The sequence below is a fragment of the Opitutaceae bacterium TAV5 genome, from assembly GCA_000242935.3.
Taxonomy (GTDB): domain Bacteria; phylum Verrucomicrobiota; class Verrucomicrobiia; order Opitutales; family Opitutaceae; genus Geminisphaera.
This window is the reverse complement of the sequence record CP007053.1, coordinates 4694737-4714047: the sequence shown is the minus strand read 5'-3', so window position 1 is coordinate 4714047 and position 19311 is coordinate 4694737. Positions and strand designations below refer to the sequence as shown.

Here is a 19311-nt window from a genome sequence, read left to right as displayed (position 1 = left end):
GCTTTCCCTTTTTTCCTGCCATGAAACGACATCTCCTCAGATTCCTGCTGGCGCTGCTCCCCGGAGCATGCACCCTGACCGCGGCTCCTGCGACCGCGATATTCGGCAACGTAACCGTGACCCAGAACGACGCCGCCAACACGGCGAGTTCGATCACCATGACTGTCGAGGCCGGCAGTTCGCCCGGTTTCGCCACCGTCACCGCGGGAAGCTCCCGCGGCGACTATTACGTCGATTTTGGCCATGCCAACGACGTCGCCACCGGCGTGCTCATTCCGACCGTCACGGAAAACACGCGGAACAATTCCGCCTTCGGCGATGCGTTCGGCGAGTTTGTCGCCACCAGCGCCGCGGCTCCCCGCGCAAGCGACACCAAATACTACGTCGCCGTTTTCCGCGCCGCCCAGGGCGACGAGGTCAACGTCAATTTTTCCGCCGGCTTCTTCCCCTACAACGAATGGCTCGGCGGCACGTTTTACAACAGCGCCAACGGCGGACCGATCACCAGCGTCCATGCCTCGCCCGGGATCGAACTCGGCACGCAGGTCATCGACAACCGCAACGGCCAGTTCGACGTCGATCTCGTTGACCTCGGCGGCTCGTCCAGCCTCGGCGTCCTGCTCGTCGCCGGCGCCAAAAACGAGGACAACTACGCCCTGTCCAAGGCCAATCCCGACGGCACCTTCCGCGTCTACGTCCACGACAACGGCGTCGACAGCAGCGGCTACGAACAGGATCCGTTCTGCTTTGTCTACGTCCCCGTGACGGCCGTGGGCAACAGCCCGGTCGTCGCACTCGGCCGCGTCAACGGCGACGCCTCCACCGACCTCGCCGCCGGCAATTTTTCCGTGGTCAAGGGACCCACCGGCCAGTGGTTCCTTTCCATCCCCGGGCACACCGGCGCCACCGGCGTCCTCCTCGTCAGCCCCGAGGGCGGAGTCGGCACCAATGTCGACAACACGCTCACCGCCCAATGGGACGGCGCCGCCGGTCACTGGATCATCGAGAGCCGCGACATCAGCGGCGAAGTCAACATCCCCGGTCGCCAGAACCTGGACGCCGCGAACGACGCCTTCAGCTTCGCTTTTCTCTCCACCACGCCCGCGCCGCTTCCGCCTGAAGTCACCCTCACCTCGCCCGCCGATGGCGCGACGTTTGCTCCCGGCGCCACCATCACCCTGCAAGCCGACGCCTCCAGCGCCGATCCCGTCAATGCCCCGATCGCGCGCGTCGAGTTTCGCGAAGGCAACACGCTGATCGGCACGGCCACCTCCGCTCCCTGGACATTTGCATGGTCCGACGCGGCGCTCGGCGTTCACCGCGTCACCGCCCGCGTGATCGACAGCACCGGCTCCGTGTCCACCTCCGATACCGTGACCCTCGAGGTGCGCCTCGCGCCCGGCGAGGAAAACGGCCTCTTCTTCGACGGCACCGACGACTACGTCACCTTCGGCAACAACCCCGAGCTCGGCCTCCGGACCTTCACCCTCGAGTGCTGGTTCCTGCCGCTCGGCGCGGGCCAGACCGCGGGCACCGGCAGCGGCGGCGTCACCGCCGTCCCCCTCATCACCAAGGGCCGCGGCCAGGACGACGATACCGTCAATAACTGCAACTACTTCCTCGGCATCGACGGCAGCACCCGCGCCCTCGCCGCCGACTTCGAGGACTACGCGACCGGACTCAACCACCCCGTCACCGGCCGCACCGCCGTGCAGCAAGGCGTCTGGCAGCACGCCGCCGTCACCTTCGATGGCAGCGACTGGCGCCTCTACCTCAATGGCGAACTCGAGGCCGTCGCCTCCGCCAACGGCCAGATCCCCCGCTACGACAGCATCCAGCATTCCGGCATCGGCTCCGCCATGGATACCTCCGGCGTCCCCGCCGGTTTCTTCGCCGGCGTCATGGACGAGGTGCGCATCTGGAACCACGCCCGCACCCAGGACGAGATCCGCGGCACCATGAACTACGCCGTCGTCGACGCCTCCGGCCTCGTCGGCCGCTGGAGCATGGACAAGGAAGAAGGCGGCACGCTCACCAGCACCTCCGCCGGCGCCATCACCGGCACGCTGGTCAACGGCCCGAGCTGGACCACCGGCGTCACCGATCTCGGCCACAACGACCTCCCGGCCGTCTCGCTGACCAGCCCGTCATCCGGCGCCGTTCTCGTCTCCGGCTCGACCGTCGAACTCGTCGCCGAGGCCACCGATGCCGACGGCACCGTCACCAAGGTCGAGTTTTATGACAACAGCACGAAAATCGGCGAGACCACGTCCGCGCCCTGGACGCTCGCCTGGACCGCCGAGGGCTACGGTGCACACACACTCAGCGCCCGCGCCACGGACGACATCGGCGCCACCTCCGTCGCCACCGTCGACGTCAGCCTCGTGCCCGCCGCCGGTTCCGGCGCGCTCTATTTCGACGGCATCGACGACTACGTCACCTTCGGCGACGCTCCCGCGCTCAAGCTCGCCACCTTCACGGTCGAGACGTGGTTCCGCCGCGTCGGCGCCGGCAGCGGCGCGAGTTCGGGCAGCGGCGGCGTCACCGTCGTCCCCCTCATTTCCAAAGGCCGCGGCGAAAACGACAACGACACGCTCAACTGCAACTACCTGATCGGCCTGCGCACCTCCGACGGCGTCATCGCCGCCGACTTCGAGGAAGGCCCCGGCGGCTCCTCGCCCGGCCTCAACCACCCCGTCATCGGCGGCACGCCCGTCACCGACGACGCCTGGCACCACGTCGCCGTCAGCTACGACGGCACCACCTGGAGAATCTATCTCGACGGCCACCTCGATGCCGAACTCTTCGTCGGCCAGCCTGTCGCCTCCAACAGCATCCAGCACGCCGCCCTCGGCTCCGCGCTCAACTCCACCGGCGTGCCGCAAGGCTTCTTCCACGGCTTCCTCGACGAGACGCGCATCTGGAACCACGCCCGCACCCTCGACGAAATCCGCAGCACCATGAACAACGAGGTGCCCTCGGCCGACGGTCTCGTCGCCCGCTGGGCCATGACGGACGAGGCCTCCGCCGGCACCCTCGCCAACTCCGCCGGCTCCGGCGCCACCGGCACGCTCACCGGCGGCGCGAGCTTCGCCGCCAGCGCCCCGCTCAGCAACGACGTGCCGCCCACCGTCACGCTCGTCTCGCCCGACGATGCCGCCGCCGGCCTCGCCAATCGCGCCGACCTCCGGGTCAGCGTCGGCGACGCGGACTCCTCCTCGCTCACCGTGAAAGTCTACGGCCGCCCCGCCGGTCCCGCCCGGCCGGGCCCCGACTTCACCGTCATCGCCCTGCCCGACACCCAGTACTACTCGGGCGGCAAGAACGGCGGCACGCCCGCGATGTTCTCCGAACAGACCGACTGGATCGTCAGCGAGCTCGACGCGCTCAACATCCGGTTTGTCCTCCATCTCGGCGACATCACCGACGACGGCGACAGCGTCCCCCAGCAATGGGTGGCCGCCTCCAACGCGCTCTACCGCCTCGAGGACCCCGCCACCACGCTCCTCGAAGAGGGCCTGTCCTACAGCGTCGCGGTCGGCAACCACGACCAGTATCCGAACGGCTCCGCCGACGGCACCACGTACTACTTCAACCAATACTTCGGCGTGCATCCGGAGACCGGTGTCAACCACTTCGAAGGAAAATCCTACTACGGTGGCACGCGCATCCCCGAAAACGCCGATGACAACTACACGCTCTTCAGCGCCAGCGGCCTCGACTTCATCGTCGTGAGCCTCGAATACGACACCACTCCCGACCAGGAAGATCTCGACTGGGCCGACAGCCTGCTGAAGGCCTATCCCGACCGCCGCGCCATCATCGTCACCCACCACATGGTCAACACCGGCAACCCGGCCAGCTTCAGCACGCTCGGCCAGGCCATCTACAACGCGCTCAAGAACAATCCCAACCTCATGCTCATGCACGGAGGCCACATCCACGGCGAAGGGCGCCGCGCCGACACCTGGGGCGGCCGCACGGTCCACTCCATCCTCGCCGACTACCAGAGCGACACCAACGGCGGCAACGGCTGGCTGCGCATCCTGCACTTCTCGCCCGCGAACAACACGCTCAGCGTGGAGACGTATTCGCCCGTGCTCGGCCAGTACCGCACCGGCGACAGCAGCCGGTTCACGCTCGACATCGACCTCTCGTCAGGTCTCGGCAACTACGAGGAAATCGCCACCCGGACCGGCATCGCCCCCGGCGACACCGTGACCATCCCGTGGGAAGACCTCCGGCCCGGCACCCGCTACGAGTGGTACGTGGAAGTCTCCGACGGCTCCACCACCATCGCCAGCCCGGTCCGCGGCTTCTCGACACAGGCGCTGCCCGAGCCTCCCGTCATCCGCATCATCAACCCGGCCAACAACGCGTCCTTCGTCTCCCCGGCGGAGATCACGCTGGAAGCCGACGCCACCGATGCCGACGGCACCGTCGCCAAGGTCGAATTCTTCGACGGCACCACGCTCCTCCACACCGCCACCTCCGCGCCCTGGACCTATGCCTGGACCAACGCGGAACCCGGCAGCCATGTCATCGTCGCCGTCGCCACCGACAACGACGACCAGACCGCCACCACCGCCATCAACCTCAACGTGGTGGACCCGGTGACCGCCTGGCTCGACGAGCACCTGCCCGAAGACTCGACGCTGCGCGGCTTCGCCGACGACGCCGACGGCGACGGCACGGTCAACTTCCTCGAATACGCGTTCGACTCCGATCCGGCCACGCCCGACCGCGCCAGCCGCCCGGTGACGAATGCCGACTCGGGACGCCTCGCCGTCACGTTTGCCCGCCAGCGCGCCGACCTCACCTACACGGTGCAGGCCAGCAACGATCTGCTCACCTGGACGGATCTCGCCACCAACCCCGGCAGCGCCGGCTCGGCCGTCACGGTGACCGACGACGACACCACGTCGCCCAACCGTTACCTGCGCCTCCGCGTCAGCGGCTCCGGCGGCGAGTTCTTCACCACGCCCTCCGGCCGGCTGACCCAGGCGCTCGCCCGCGGCCAGGAAACCGCCGCCGGGTTCCCCCTGCGCGGCGCGCCCGACGGCATCGACGGCCGCTTCGCCGGCTTCATCACCGCGGTGACCGCCACGACGCTGGAAAGCACGGACGCCGGCTGGACTCCCGGCCAGCTCTCGCAGCCCGCCGTGCCCTGGTTCGTGACGATCACCAGCGGCGCCGCCGCCGGACGTATCTTCCCTGTGGATACGACAGTCGCCGGACAGAACACCGCCTCGCAGCTCACCCTCGTGACCGGCGGCGTCGATCTGACCGCGCTCGGCATCGCGCCCGGCGTGGACACCTGGCAACTGTTCCCGGCCGACACCCTCGGCACGCTCTTCCCGGCCGGCACGCTGCTCTCGGGCACCGCGACCACTGCCGACCGCCTGCGCCTCTGGAACGGCGACACCGCGGAAACCTTCTGGCACGACGGCAGCCACTGGCGCGCCGAAGACGGTTCCGGGGCGGACAACACCCTCGTGCGTCCGGATCAGGCCTGGCACATCCTCCGCCGCCAGGCCGCGCTCAACCTCGTGACCTTCGGCGAGGTTTCCTCCACCGACGCCGCCGTCGAGGTGGCCCGCAACGGCACGTCCTACGTTTCGCTGCTGCCCGTGCCGCGCACGTTCGCCGAACTGCCGCTGCAAACGCTGCTGCCCGCCTGGGCGAGCAATCCCGCCAGCCCGACGGCCGGCGACCACGTCCGTCTCTGGAACGCCGGCGCGTGGATCACCTACTACCACGACGGAGCCAACTGGCGCCGTCAGGGCGCGAGCGCCGTCCAGGACAACACCCGGCTGCTCACGCCCGGCCGACCCGTTTACATCGTCCGTCCCGCCGCCACCGGCGAGACCGGCAGCGATGTGCTCACACAAACCAGAACCTGGTGAACAACCGGAAACCTTCAGAAAAACAAGACACACACCACATATCATGAAACGCCTCCTTCTCCTCCTCACGCTCGGCGCCACCTGCGCCAGCGCCGAAACGCTCCTCGTGAGTGATTTCTCCGGCTTCACGGCCGGCTATTACACCGAGGCCTTCGACGGGCCCTGGTCCGAAGCCACCGCCCTCTCCGGGGCGACGGATTTCACCATCGGCGACTTCGGCAGCGGCACGCCGAGCGGCGCCGCCGGCAACGGCTTCATCCAGGAACTCGCCTCCGGCCCGCAGGACTGGTCCGGCTACGTCACGCTCTCGCTGACCGGTTTCGCCTCCCTCACCAACGGGACGGACCAGCTTTTCTTCCGCGCCGAGGACATCAACGGCGACGCCTCGCTCGTCGCGGCGTTCGACCTGTCTCTCTTCGCCGACGGAGCGACGACCGTGAGCGTCTCGCTCGATTTCACCGGCCTCGATGCGACGCAGATCGCTTACTGGGGTTTTGTCGTGAACGACTTCGACGCCGCGCCCGAATTCGGCTTCACGTTCGATCACCTCGAACTCTCGACCGCTCCGATCCCGGAACCGGCGACCACCGTCGCCCTTGCCGGCGCCGGCGTGCTGATGGCCGCGTTCGCCGCCCGCCGGTTCCGCCGCCGGGCCTGATACCCGTTATCATCCGGTTTTGAACAAGGGGCGCATGTGAAGTGCGCCCTACAGGTTGTTTTTTGGGGGAACTGCCAGTTTTTAGTCCCGCATCCCCAAGCTGCGATCCGATGAAAAGGCCGGGAGAAGCACCGCTTCCCCGGCCTTTGCCATTCCCGGTCCGGGATGACGCCGGGAAACCTGCAGAGGCAGGCGGTACACACTCTTCCTTACTCCCGCCCGCGCGGTCCGCGCGGACGCTGCGGGTGTCGCCCCGCACATGCTTCAACAACATAAGCTGTTTATTTATAGAAGAAAATAAACACCGGAAAAGTATTCGCCTGGCGCCGCCACGGATTTCGCATGAACGGCGTGTCGGGGAAGTATCAGGTAGTTACCTGACTATCACGGAAGAGCCGGCCCGTGAGAGGATAGGTCCGCACGATGAACAGGACCTTCTGCCACCACGTTTTCCGGCTCCCGAGCCTCCCCGCCCCCCTCTTTTCCGGGCAATGGAGGCAACTGCCGGCGCCCGGCTGGAAGCGCCAGTTTGTCGTCGCTCTCCTGACCGCCCTGGCCGTCGGTTGCTCCCTGGTGTTTGCGCACATGCTGGCCCGGGTGGAGCACTCCCCGCCGGGCCTGCTCTTCTGGCCGGCTTCGGGCGTGTTGCTGGTCATGCTGCTGGCCTGGGGCATCCGCAACGCCGCGGGCATTTTTGTCGGCAGTCTCGTTGTATTTTTTATCTGGCGACCGTCATGGCACGCCCCGATCCACGCGCTCGACGAGACGGTGCAGGCCGCGCTGGCGTGCCTGCTGGTGCGGTGGTTCTGGCCGGCATCGAAACCCTGGACTCCCGGCGCGCGGTTTTTCGCCATCCTGCTGTCGGCAGGCGCGCTGGTGCCGACGCTCCTCGTCTCGCTGCCGGTCTGCTATTTCCTCTCCTGCGCGCAGGCCGGGGGAGCGAGCTTCTGGAGCGGTTACGTCCGGTGGTGCCTGGGAGAGTTCAACGGCTTCCTGATCGTCGCCCCCTTCCTGCTGCTCGTCGCGTACCCTTCGTTCCGGGAAACCATCCGCCGTCCCCTGGAGCTGGCGCTGCTCATCCCCGCCGGCCTGGCGGTGATGAGCCTGCACTCGGCGCAGCCGACGCTGACCGGGCTGACGCAGGTCGAAAGCTGGGCGCTGGTCGCCATGATCGGCTTCCTCATGGTGGTGCGCTGCGGAGTCGGGGGAGTTATCATCGCCAACGTGGCCATGACGCTCACCGCCATCGTCGTGCAACTTCACTTTTCCGGCGGAGGGTCCGCTGTGTCCGGCGAGCGGTGGCTGCTCGAGTTCAACACGCTCATCGTCAACCTCACCGGCGTCACGCTCATCCTCGCGGGCGGCTTCCACGATCACTGGCGGGCCGAACAGGCGCTCCACGACGTATCGGCCCGGATGCTGAACGCCCAGGAAGCCGAGCGCCGCCGGCTCGCCTCGGACCTGCACGACGGCGTCAGCCAGACGATGGCCGGTTCGCTCATGCGCCTGCAACTGGCCATGGCGAGGCAGCCGGCCCTGTCCGCCAGACCCGAACTGCAAGCGTTGGCCGGCGACATCGCCGACGGGCTGCGCGACCTGCGCCGCACGGTCGCCGGACTGAGGCCCGAGATGCTCGAGCACAGCGCCTTCGCCAACGTGCTCGACGATCATTGCCGGCAGGTGGAAACCCGCACCGGCAACGACGTGCTCTTTTCCGACGAGACCGGCGGCGAGGCCGACCGGTTGCCCCTCGCCGTGCGCGAACACCTTTTCCGGCTGGTGCAGGAGGCCATCGGCAACGCCGTGCAGCACGGACGCGCTCCCCTGATCACCGTCACCGTCTCGCGCGCCGCGAAGCCGGGCCGGCTGCGGTTTTGCGTGGAGGACAACGGCAAGGGCTTCAACCCGGCCGCGGGGGAAAGGCGCGATCGCCCGCACCTCGGGCTGCGGGTGATGCAGGAACGCGCCCTGCTGATCGGCGCCACCCTGAAAGTCGAGTCGGCCGCGGGCGCCGGCACCCGGATCATCCTCGACCTGCCGGACCGGCCACCGGCCGTCGCCTGACCGCCAGAACGGCAAAAACCCGGCTTCCGGCTCCCTTTTTGCCCCGCGCCCCTGACTCGGCCCGCCTTCTGCTATAGGATCCCCGAGTCAGCCATCCTATGCCCATCCACGTTGCTCTCCACCACCGGACAGCCTACGCCTACGACCGCCCGATCAAACTCGGCCCCCAGGTCATACGCCTCCGGCCCGCCCCGCATTGCCGGACTCCCGTCCTCTCGTACTCGCTGAAAATCGAGCCCGAAGGCCACTTCATCAACTGGCAGCAGGACCCGTTCACCAATTACCTGGCGCGCGTCGTCTTTCCCGAAAAGACCACCAAATTCGTCGTCACCGTCGATCTCGTGGCCGAGATGTCGGTTTACAACCCGTTCGACTTCTTTCTCGAACCTTACGCCGAAAAGTTTCCCTTCGCCTATGAACCGGCGCTCGCCGCCGAACTCGCGCCCTACCTGCGCACCGACCCGCTGACGCCCCGGCTCGAGGCGCTGGTCCGCTCGCTCGACCTCACCCCGCAAGTCTCGATCAACTTCCTCGTCGCGCTCAACCAAAAGCTCTCGCACGACATCCGCTACATCATCCGCATGGAGCCGGGCGTGCAAACGCCCGAGGAAACCCTCACGAAGGCCAGCGGCTCGTGCCGCGACTCCGCCTGGCTGCTGGTGCAGACGCTGCGCCACGCCGGCCTCGCCGCGCGTTTCGTGTCCGGTTATCTGATACAGCTCAAGGCCGACGTGAAATCCCTCGACGGCCCCTCTGGCGCCGAACAGGACTTCACCGACCTGCACGCGTGGTGCGAGGTTTTTCTGCCCGGCGCCGGCTGGATCGGGCTCGATCCCACGTCCGGCCTGCTCGCCGGCGAGGGCCACCTCCCCCTCGCCTGCTCGCCCGAACCGTCCTGGGCCGCGCCCATCACCGGAGTGCTCGAAAAATGTGAAGTCGGGTTCGGCCACGAAATGTCGGTGCGCCGCATCTACGAATCGCCCCGCGTCACGCAGCCTTACACCGAGGAGCAATGGGCCGCCATCGACCGGCTCGGCCACCGGATCGACGCCGATCTCGAAACCGGCGACATCCGCCTCACCATGGGCGGCGAGCCCACGTTCGTGTCGATCGACGATCCCGACGGCCCCGAGTGGAATTTCACCGCCGTCTCGCACGAGAAACGCGTGCTCTCCGGCGAACTCGTCAAGCGCCTCCGCCACCAGTTCGCCCCCGGCGCCCTGCTGCACTACGGCCAGGGCAAATGGTACCCCGGCGAGCCGCTGCCGCGCTGGGCGCTCTCCGCCTTCTGGCGCAAGGACGGCGTGCCGGTCTGGAAAAACGATGCGCTGATCGCCGACGAGTCACACGATTACGGATACGGCCCGCGCGAGGCCCGGGAACTCGCCCTGCGCATCGCCCGGATCGCCGGCCTCGACCCCAAACACCTGCTGCCCGCCTACGAGGATGTTTTTTATTACACGTGGAAGGAACGGCGGCTGCCGACCAACGTCTCCGCCGCCGATTCCCGCCTGAAAAACAAACAGGAGCGCGAACGCATCGCCCGCATTTTCCAGAAAGAACTCGGCGAGGTGACCGGTTACGCGCTGCCGGTCCGGCGCGTCACGCAAGGCGACCGCGCCGTCTGGATTTCCGGCTCCTGGTTTCTCCGCGACGACGAGACGCTCTGGCTCATCCCGGGCGATTCTCCCATGGGTCTGCGCCTGCCGCTCGATTCGATCCCCTGGGTGGCCGACGAGGATTATCCGCACGAGCCGCCGCGCGATCTTTCGCAGCCCCTGCCCGCGCTGCCGAGGACATTTCCCTACGGAGCTCCGCCCCCGCCCGAACGCGCCGGTGCCGGCCTCCCCGGCCAGCCCTTTGTTCGCGGCCGGGACACCCCGCCCGCCGCGCAGGGGCCCGGGCTGCGCCCCCAGCTCCCGGACGATCCCGACCGCCGCCCGCGCGAGGGCGAAAGCGCCGCGAACGTCATCCGCACCGCCCTCTGCGTGCAGCCGCGCGACGGCCGCCTGCATGTCTTCATGCCGCCGGTGGCGCGCGCCGAGGATTACCTCGATCTCGTCGCCGCCATCGAGGCCGCCGTCACCGAAACGGGCATGCCCGTCATCATCGAGGGCGATCCGCCGCCCCGCGACCCGCGTCTCGAAAAACTCTCCGTCACACCCGACCCCGGCGTCATCGAGGTCAACCTCCACCCGAGCCGCACCTGGACCCAGCTCGTCGAGCGCACCACGACGCTCTACGAAGAAGCCCGGCAGACGCGCCTCGGCACGGAGAAGTTCATGATCGACGGCCGCCACACCGGCACCGGCGGCGGCAACCACATCATCCTCGGCGGCGACACGCCCCTCGACTCTCCCGTCCTGCGCCGGCCCGACCTGCTGCGCTCGCTCCTCACCTACTGGCAAAACCACCCGTCGCTCAGCTACCTGTTTTCCGGCCTCTTCATCGGGCCCACCTCGCAGGCTCCGCGCGTGGACGAGGCCCGCAACGACAGCCTCTACGAACTGCAGATCGCCTTTGCCGAGATGGACCGGCAACGGGCCGCGGGCAACACCGCGCCCTGGCTCGTGGACCGGCTCTTCCGCAACCTGCTGACCGACGCCACGGGCAACACCCACCGCGCCGAGTTCAGCATCGACAAACTCTACTCGCCCGACGGCCCCGCCGGCCGGCTCGGCCTCGTCGAGATGCGCGCCTTCGAGATGCCGCCGCACGCCCGCATGAGCCTCACCCAGCACCTGCTCCTGCGCGGCCTCGTCAGCAAGTTCTGGCGCGAACCGTACCGCAACCGGCTCGTGGCCTGGGGCACCGACATCCACGACCGCTGGATGCTCCCGCACTTCTGCGAGACGGATTTCAACGACGTGCTGCGCGACCTGCGCGAGGCCGGTTATCCGTTCGAGCCGTCGTGGTTCGCCCCGCACTTCGAATTCCGTTTCCCGCGCATCGGCGAGTTCGCGCAGCGCGACGTGCAGGTCGAGCTGCGCACCGCGCTCGAACCCTGGCACGTGCTCGGCGAGGAAGCCGGCGCGGGCGGCACCGTACGCTACGTGGACAGTTCGCTGGAGCGCCTCCAGGTCAAGGTCCGCGGCCTCGCCGGCGACCGCTTCGCCCTCGCGGTCAACGGACGCCGCCTCCCGCTGCATCCCACCGGCGTCAACGGCGAAGGCGTGGCCGGCGTGCGTTACCGCGCCTGGCAGCCGCCCAACTGCCTCCAGCCGACGATCGGCGTGCATGCGCCGCTCGTCTTCGACCTCGTGGACACCTGGAACCGCCGCTCGCTCGGCGGCTGCACCTGCCACGTCGCGCATCCCGGCGGGCGCAATTACGACACCCTGCCGGTCAATTCCTTCGAAGCGGAAAGCCGCCGCCTCGCCCGCTTTTTCACCTCCGGCCACACCCCCGGCACCGAGCCGATCAGCCTCCTCCGCGATCCGGCGCCCGGCATGCCGTTCACGCTCGACCTGCGCCAGCCGGAGCCGGTCTGAAATTGCGAATGACAAATGACGAATGACGGGGGGCCGATCCGCCTTTCATTCGTCGTTCGTCATTTGTCATTCGCAATTTGCCCTTCACCATTGTGCCTCCTTGCGGCCATCAAACCTCCCGCCGGATGAACACACCTGCCGATACACCTGCCACCGATTTCCTCGCCGACTACCGGGAACGCCCCGGCCATTTCGACGAATGCCGCGCGCCCGACGGCGCGCTGCGTCCGGCGTGGGCCGAGTTTTTCCGGCACCTCGGCCCCGACCCGCAGGATGCCATCCGCGCCGCCGCCGAAAGCTGCCGGCGCGCCGTGCTCGAACAGGACGTGACCATGAACGTGTACGCCGGCGACGAATCCACCGCCCACGTCTGGCCCCTCGATCCCGTGCCCCTGCTGCTCGGCGCCGGCGACTGGAGCCTGATCACTGACGGACTCCGGCAGCGCGCCCGCCTCTACAACGCCCTGCTCAACGATCTTTACGGTGCGCAGGACCTGCTGCGCAGCGGCCTCCTCCCGGCCTCGCTCGCCATGGCCAACCCGCATTACCTGCGCGCCTGCGCCGGGCTCGGCCGGAGCGGGGGCGAACCGTTTCTCCACACCCTCGCCGCCGACATCGCCCGCTCGCCCGACGGCCGCTGGTGGGTGATCGAGGACCGGCTCGACGCGCCCTCCGGCCTCGGCTACTCGCTGCAAAACCGGATGATCAACCGCCAGGTGCTGCCCGGCGTTTTCCAGCGCGCGCCCGTCACGCGGCTCCACCGCTTTTTCCACGACTTCCGCCGGTCTCTGGAACAACTCGACCCCCGCGGCCGCGACGGGAGTGATCCGCACGTCGTGTTTCTCACGCCCGGCCCGGCCAACGAAACGTATTTCGAACACGCCTACCTCGCCCGCTATCTCGGCTACCCGCTGGTCGAGGGCGCCGACCTCACCACCCGCGACCGGCGGGTTTACCTGCGCACGGTCGGCGGCCTGCGCCGGGTCGATGTGATCGTGCGGCGCGTCGATTCCGATTTCTGCGATCCTCTGGAGCTCAACAACCAGTCGCTGCTCGGCGTGCCGGGCCTGGTCGAGGCCGCGCACTCCCGCCGCGTCGCCATCGCCAATCTCCCCGGCGGCCGCGCGCTCGAAACCAACGCCCTGCTCGCCTTTCTCGCCCCGCTCTGCCGCCACGTCCTGGGAGAAAAACTACGCCTGCCCAGCGTCGCCACCTGGTGGTGCGGCCACGACGACGCGCGCCGCTATGTGCTGGAAAACCTGCACAACCTCGTCATCAAGCCCGCGTTTCCCTCTCCCGGCGTTCCTCCCCTCCGCTACGGTCCGCACCTCAGCGAAGCCGGCCGCGACACGCTGGCCCGCGAAATCCGGCAGCATCCCCAGGCCTGGTGCGGACAGGAACGCGTGCTGCTCGGCACCACGCCCGGCCTCGCGCCCGCCACCGGCCGGCTGATGGCAATGCCGTTCATCGCGCGCATCTACCTCGCCTGGCACGACGGCGATTACCAGGTCATGCCCGGCGGCCTCGCCCGGTGCAACCCGGTCGGCGAGGACGCCATCGTCTCGCTGCAAACCGGCTCCGTCGCCAAGGATATCTGGGTGTTGCGCGAGCTCGGCGTCCCCTCCGCCTCCACCGTCGTCGTGACCGCGCCCGGGAGCGCGCCTCCCGTCGTGCAACGCGAGGCGCACGCCACGCCCAGCCGGCTGGCCGACGACCTTTTCTGGCTCGGCCGCTACCTCGAACGCACCGGGCAGCTCGCCCGCCTGCTCGGCAAGCTCGAGCCGCTCCTGCGCGACGAGATCGCCACGCTCGACACCGCCGTGATCGACGATGCCGTGCGGCTCCTTTGCCATCTCCTGCTCGTGCCTCCTCCGGACGAAACCACCGTCGAAAAAAACGCCGCCTTTGTCCGGCGCATCGCCGCCGATCCGAAGCAGCCCGGCAGCCTCGGCGCCAACCTCGAGCGGCTCGGCCGCAATCTGGAATCCGTCAAGCCGCGCCTGCCGCCCGAAGCCTGGCAGATGACCCGCCGCCTGCGCGAATCGCGCCATGCCGCCCCGCCCGCCCTCGCCGGCCTGCGCGGGCAACTGGCGGCGCTCGACGGCATCCTCGCCGAGAACCTGCCGCGCAACACCGCCTGGCATTTCCTCGACCTGGGCCGCCGCGTCGAGCGCAGCCTGCAAATCCTCTCCGTGCTGCAATTCCTGCTCGGCGAGACCGCCGGCTCCGCGCCCTCGGAATTCCGCCTGCAGACGGCGCTGTACCTTGCCGACTGCCTGTTCGCCTACCGCTCGATGCACCACGGCGCGTTTCATCCGGAGACGGTCCTGCAATGGCTCGTCTCCGAACGCGAGAACACCCGCGGCCTGCACTACCAGGCCGACCTGGCGGTGCAAAGCCTCGCCGCCCTGCCCGACCATCCCGCGCCCCGCGCCGTCGAGCAACTGCGCAACCGGGCGCTCTATTACCTGAGCATCGTGCGCCTCGCCGACACCGCGCGCTTCGCCGCGGATTTCGCCACCGCCGCGCCCTTCTGGGACGACCTCGCCGCGATCAACCGGGAGCTGGGCAACCGCGTGACCCGGATCTACTTCTCCCACGCCACCCCGCGCGACGAGGCGGAGATGGCTGAATCAAAACCGGATTCTCTTTAACCACTAATGGACACTGATGGACACTAATAAAGACCTCCAGAGCATTGGAGCGGCGGCGTCCCCGCCGCCGGACGGGACGACCGTCCCGCAGGATCGGAAGGCGCGCTGGCGCGCGTCCGGCGGCGGGGACTCCGCCGCTCCGACATGCCATCCATTAGTGTGCATCAGTGTCCATTAGTGGTTAAAACCCTGACCATGCCGCGCTACCGTATCACTCACACCACTACCTGGACGCATCCCGCCGCCGTGGCCACGGCGTGGCAGTTGCTGCGCCTGCAACCGCGCGACAGCGCCGCCCAGAAGTGCCTCGACTACCGCCTCACCGTCACTCCGCAGCCGGCCGACATCGCCACGCGCGAGGATTTTTTCGGCAACCGGATGCAGCTCTTCAGTCTCAGCGAGCCGCACACGGAACTCGTCATCCACGCCGTCAGCCACGTCGAGCGCAACGAGCCGCCCGCCCTCGCCTTCGATCTCACGCCGCCTCCGGCGCTCGCCGCCCGGCAAACGACCGGGGCCATCCGCCACGGGGAGTTTCTGCTCGAACAGTACCGGCACCCCACCGCGCTGGTGCCCTTCCTGCCCGAGGCCGCCGCGCTCGCCGCCGGCCTCGATGATGCGGAGACGCCCGTCCTCACCTGGCTGGCCGCGCTCGGCGAAAACTTCGGCCGCGACTACACCTTCGACTCCAAGGTAACGACCGTCTCGACCCCGCTCGCCCGCGTGCTGCACAACCGGCGCGGCGTATGCCAGGATTTCGCGCACCTGTTCCTCAGCTGCCTGCGTCAGCACGGGCTCGCCGCCGCCTACGTGAGCGGCTACCTCCTGACGAAGCCGCCGCCCGGTTCGCCGCGCCTGCTCGGCGTCGATGCGATGCACGCCTGGGTATCGGTCCACGTGCCCGGCATGGGCTGGGTGGATTACGATCCGACCAACCGGATGTTTGCCGGCAACGGCCACATCACCGTCGCCCGCGGCCGCGACTACGCCGACATTACGCCCACGCGCGGCGTCTTCAGCGGCGCCGGCACCCACGCCCTCAAGGTCGAGGTCACCGTGGAGCCCGAAGACGCGCCCCTCCCGACCCCGGGACGCTAGAGCATTTTAAATAAAACTGTATCTATTTTGGAATAGATGGTTCAATTTTTCGGGATGAAAAGCATTTCTTTGGATTTGAGGCGCCGGATAGTGGAGACCTACGATGAGGGAGAGTGGACGCAGGAGGAGGTAGCGAAGCGTTTCCGGGTGTCGTTGGGGATGGTCAAGAAGCTGTTGATGCAAAGGCGCAGGACAGGGCAGATCGAAGCCAGGCACCGGTTTTCCGGAAGGAAGGCGCGGTTGTTGCCTGAACGCGGCCAGGAGCTGAAGGCGTTGGTGGCGAGGCATCCGGACCTGACCTTGGCCGAGATCAAGGAGCGCCTCGATCTGGTCTGCACGATTCCGGCGATCCATCAGGTGCTCGCGAAGCTGGGACTGACATATAAAAAAAGACGCTCCATGCGGCCGAGCAAAACCGCCCGGATATTGCCAAGGCGCGTCGCGGATGGAAACGCGGCCAGGGCGCGTTCGATCCGGCCCGGCTTGTCTTTATCGACGAGTCGGCGGCCAAGACGAACATGACGCGTTTGCGGGGCCGCTCGCCCAAAGGAAAACGGCTGGTCTGCCACGCCCCACACGGCCACTGGAACACCACCACGATGATTTCCTCGGTGCGGCTGGACGGCACCACCGCGTGCATGACCATCAAGGGAGCAACCAACACCGAGGTCTTCCAGGCCTACGTGCGCGAGGTGCTGGTCCCCTCGCTGCGTCCAGGCGACATCGTCGTCATGGACAACCTCGGCTCCCATAAAAACGAACACACCCTCGCCCTGATCGAACAGGTCGGCGCCCAGGTCCGCTTCCTTCCCGCCTACTCCCCCGACCTCAACCCCATCGAGATGATGTGGAGCAAGGTGAAGGCCCTCCTTCGCAAGGCTCAGGCGCGTAATCACCCCGACCTCCTCAAGGCTGTCGCCTCCGCGTTACGCTCCGTCACTCCCCAAGACGCACTTGGCTGGTTCGCCGCATGCGGTTACAGTTTTATTTAATATGCTCTAAACGGTTACGAAGCCCGGCGGCCCGACGGACCGGAACGACAGAATCACCAGTTCCAGCGCACCCCGGCGCGGGCCTGCCGGGGCGGGCCGACGCTGACCACGCCGGCGGCGGTGCGGCCGGTCTGGACCTCGGTGTCGAAAAGATTTTCCACCGCCACAAAAACCTCCAGGTCGCGGCCGAAACGGCGCGAGAGGCCGAGGTCGAAGACGGTGGCGGCGGCCAGGCGGAGGGTGTTCTCGTCGTCCTCGTACTGGTCGCTGAACCAGCGCAGGCGGGCATTGACCTCGAGAGCGCCCGGAGCCGTCCAGCGCAGCGAGGCGGACAGCGTATGCCGGGGCACCTGGGCGAGCCGCTTGCCGTCGAGCTCGGCGGCTCCCGCGCCGGGGTCGGTCACGCGGGCGTCGCTGAAGAGGTATCCGGCTCGCAGATACAGCGAGGGATGCGGGCGGGCGTGAACCGAGGCTTCCAGGCCTTGCACGCGGACGCGGTCGAGGTTGCGCCGCTGGCGGGTGTCGGGCGCGACGGTGACGTTGGTGACGGCGTCCTCGAGTTCGTTGACAAAAAGCGTGAGCGCGGCGCCGGCCCGCTCGTCGCCGAGATCGAGGCCGAGTTCGCCGCCGGTGAGCGTTTCCGGTGAAAGCTCCGGGTTGGCCTCCGTGGTGACGGGGCCGACGCGAAAGGGGCGGTAATATTCGTTGAGCGTGGGCACGCGAAACGCCTGGTAAACGGAGCCGCGGACGCGGAGGTGTTGCGCGGCCTGCCAGACGAGCCCGGCGTCGGGGCTGAACTCGACGCCGTCCGCGGCGGAGTAACGGTCGTCGCGGAGCGGCGCGGACGCGGGCGCGGTGGTGTCCCACTCGCGGCGATGGCCGTCGCGGTTGGTCCAGTAGTCGACGCGGGCGCCGAGCGAACCGCGCCAGCGCGGGGCAAACCGGTATTCATAGCGCACGAAGCCGCCGGCAAAAACCTGTTCGCCTCCGGCGAAACGCCGCCGCGTGAAATCGCCGAGCGGAGCGGAGTAGAGGTAATCCTCGCGCGTCTCCCCTTCCACGTAGCGGAGGTCCGCGCCCGCCGTGAAACGGGTGTCGTCCTCCGGCCCGCCCCACGTGGCGGTGAACGCGGCGCCGGCGGCGGTGGCGGGCACGTCGTACTGGTCGCTGGCAGGCGTCTCGGTCGTGCGGGCGGCGCTGACCGAGGAAAAGAAGCTCTCGAAGGACTGCTTCTGGAAATAGAGGGAAAGGCTGTAATCGGGTTGCCCGCCGGTGGCAACGGCTCCGGCCGCGGGCCGGTTGGTGAGCGTGGCCGCGAGGAAGGTTTCGTGCGAGGCGTTGCGCTGGAGCGGGGTGCCGTTGCCGCGATCCTCGGCGTAGGCCCGCGCTGTGACGACGAGATCCGCGGACCCGGCCAGCGTCGTGCGGACCGAGGCCTGGGCGCGCTGATAGTCGAGGTCGGCGGGACGGTCGATGCTCCCGGGATGGCGCACCAGATAGACGCCGCCGGTCGTGAAGGCGGCGGCATCGAGGGAAACGGAACGGAGCGAAAGGAAGCGGTTGTCGGCGGCGCCGGCGACGGAGGCGCCCGCCGTGCCGGTGAAGAGGAGCTCCCCGCCAAAGGTCGAGAAATCTCCCCCCGCGGCCTCGATCACGGCGCGGGCGGCCGGCGGGCCGGGAGGGCCGGCGGAGGCGGCCGTCGCCCCGGGCGCATCCGTGAGAAGCTGCACGGTGCCGCCGAGGGCGGCGTTCCCCCAGGCGCCGGAGCCGCCACCGCGCACGATCTCGATGGCGGAGAGCGAAAGGCGGGGGACTTTGGTCCAGGCGACCCAGCCGCCGAAGGGATCGTTGAGCGGCACGCCGTCGAGCAAAACGAGCGAACGGCTGGCGCCGCTGGGGCCGAGTCCACGGAGCGAGACCCCTTGCGCGGTGGGGTTGGCCGTGAGGCTGCCCGACCGGCGAAAGAGACTGAAGGCGGGGATGCTCCGCAGGGCATCGTCGATCGCGAGCGAAGGGGAAGCGCGCAAGTCGTCGGCAGACAGGACATCCGCCGCCACGGCGAGCGTGCCGGCCGGTTGCGGAGCGCGGGAGGCGGTGACGACGAGCGGAGCGAGCAGGAGCGGCAAGGACCCGGCCCGAGCGCCGGATGCGGCGTCCGGCGCGGAGGTGGAGGTAGCGGCAGCCAGGGGCGCGGTGAGGACAGAGAAGGCAAGGCCCGCGGGGGCCGCCATCTCCTGGAATCTGCGTCGGTAGTTCATGCCCTGGCGGTGGATTTGCGGTCCAAGGAGGGCGGGCAAGGCACGGGAGTCAAACGGCCGGGGCAGGTCAGGGCCGGTACGGCGTGCCCGCGGAAGCCGCCGCGGCCTGTGCCAGCCCCGTCCCCATGCCTGCTTCCCGCTGGCACAACCTGCGCCAAAATGTGCCAGATTTGCGTCTCCCGCCTCCCGC

The 19311-nt window shown here is 68.3% G+C and carries 9 protein-coding genes; 8 read left to right on the top strand and 1 reads right to left on the bottom strand.

Annotated features, from left to right (window positions below; genetic code table 11):
• Positions 1 to 20: 20 nt before the first annotated feature.
• The 8 genes from OPIT5_20035 to OPIT5_20000 all read left to right on the top strand — a co-directional run bounded on the left by OPIT5_20035 (position 21) and on the right by OPIT5_20000 (position 16863).
• Positions 21 to 5906: a phosphohydrolase gene (locus OPIT5_20035; protein AHF92198.1), complete on the top strand. Its 5886-nt coding sequence runs from the start codon at positions 21 to 23 to the stop codon at positions 5904 to 5906.
• Between the two features lie 43 nt (positions 5907 to 5949).
• Positions 5950 to 6564, top strand: a complete 615-nt coding sequence (locus OPIT5_20030; GenBank protein ID AHF92197.1) for a glycosyltransferase family 1 — start codon at positions 5950 to 5952, stop codon at positions 6562 to 6564.
• A 423-nt stretch (positions 6565 to 6987) separates the two neighbouring features.
• A complete protein-coding gene (locus tag OPIT5_20025; GenBank protein AHF92196.1) occupies positions 6988 to 8628 on the top strand; it encodes a histidine kinase in 1641 nt (546 codons plus the stop codon).
• Positions 8629 to 8726: 98 nt separating this feature from the next.
• Entirely contained in the window at positions 8727 to 12119 is a 3393-nt protein-coding gene (locus tag OPIT5_20020) for an IMP dehydrogenase (protein ID AHF92195.1), read from the top strand.
• Between the two features lie 125 nt (positions 12120 to 12244).
• On the top strand, positions 12245 to 14773 hold the full coding sequence (locus tag OPIT5_20015) for a hypothetical protein (GenBank protein AHF92194.1): 2529 nt from the start codon (positions 12245 to 12247) through the stop codon (positions 14771 to 14773).
• Positions 14774 to 14968: 195 nt separating this feature from the next.
• Positions 14969 to 15871 (top strand): transglutaminase, encoded by a 903-nt coding sequence (locus OPIT5_20010; protein ID AHF92193.1) that lies wholly within the window; start codon positions 14969 to 14971, stop codon positions 15869 to 15871.
• Between the two features lie 54 nt (positions 15872 to 15925).
• Positions 15926 to 16393: a transcriptional regulator gene (locus OPIT5_20005; protein ID AHF92192.1), complete on the top strand. Its 468-nt coding sequence runs from the start codon at positions 15926 to 15928 to the stop codon at positions 16391 to 16393.
• Entirely contained in the window at positions 16390 to 16863 is a 474-nt protein-coding gene (locus OPIT5_20000; GenBank protein AHF92191.1) for a transposase TRm2011, read from the top strand. The genes OPIT5_20005 and OPIT5_20000 overlap by 4 nt, the downstream gene beginning before the upstream one ends.
• A gap of 53 nt (positions 16864 to 16916) precedes the next feature.
• Here OPIT5_20000 and OPIT5_19995 read toward each other — a convergent pair whose 3' ends face one another.
• Positions 16917 to 19121, bottom strand: a complete 2205-nt coding sequence (locus OPIT5_19995) for a TonB-denpendent receptor (protein AHF92190.1) — start codon at positions 19119 to 19121, stop codon at positions 16917 to 16919.
• Between the last annotated feature and the right edge of the window lie 190 nt (positions 19122 to 19311).

What these genes read in the sequence shown, in the direction of transcription:
- OPIT5_20035 (AHF92198.1), top strand. Translation starts at nt 21, where the DNA reads ATGAAACGACATCTCCTCAGATTCCTGCTGGCGCTGCTCCCCGGAGCA.
- OPIT5_20030 (AHF92197.1), top strand. Translation starts at nt 5,950, where the DNA reads ATGAAACGCCTCCTTCTCCTCCTCACGCTCGGCGCCACCTGCGCCAGC.
- OPIT5_20025 (AHF92196.1), top strand. Translation starts at nt 6,988, where the DNA reads ATGAACAGGACCTTCTGCCACCACGTTTTCCGGCTCCCGAGCCTCCCC.
- OPIT5_20020 (AHF92195.1), top strand. Translation starts at nt 8,727, where the DNA reads ATGCCCATCCACGTTGCTCTCCACCACCGGACAGCCTACGCCTACGAC.
- OPIT5_20015 (AHF92194.1), top strand. Translation starts at nt 12,245, where the DNA reads ATGAACACACCTGCCGATACACCTGCCACCGATTTCCTCGCCGACTAC.
- OPIT5_20010 (AHF92193.1), top strand. Translation starts at nt 14,969, where the DNA reads ATGCCGCGCTACCGTATCACTCACACCACTACCTGGACGCATCCCGCC.
- OPIT5_20005 (AHF92192.1), top strand. Translation starts at nt 15,926, where the DNA reads ATGAAAAGCATTTCTTTGGATTTGAGGCGCCGGATAGTGGAGACCTAC.
- OPIT5_20000 (AHF92191.1), top strand. Translation starts at nt 16,390, where the DNA reads ATGACGCGTTTGCGGGGCCGCTCGCCCAAAGGAAAACGGCTGGTCTGC.
- OPIT5_19995 (AHF92190.1), bottom strand. Translation starts at nt 19,121, where the DNA reads ATGAACTACCGACGCAGATTCCAGGAGATGGCGGCCCCCGCGGGCCTT.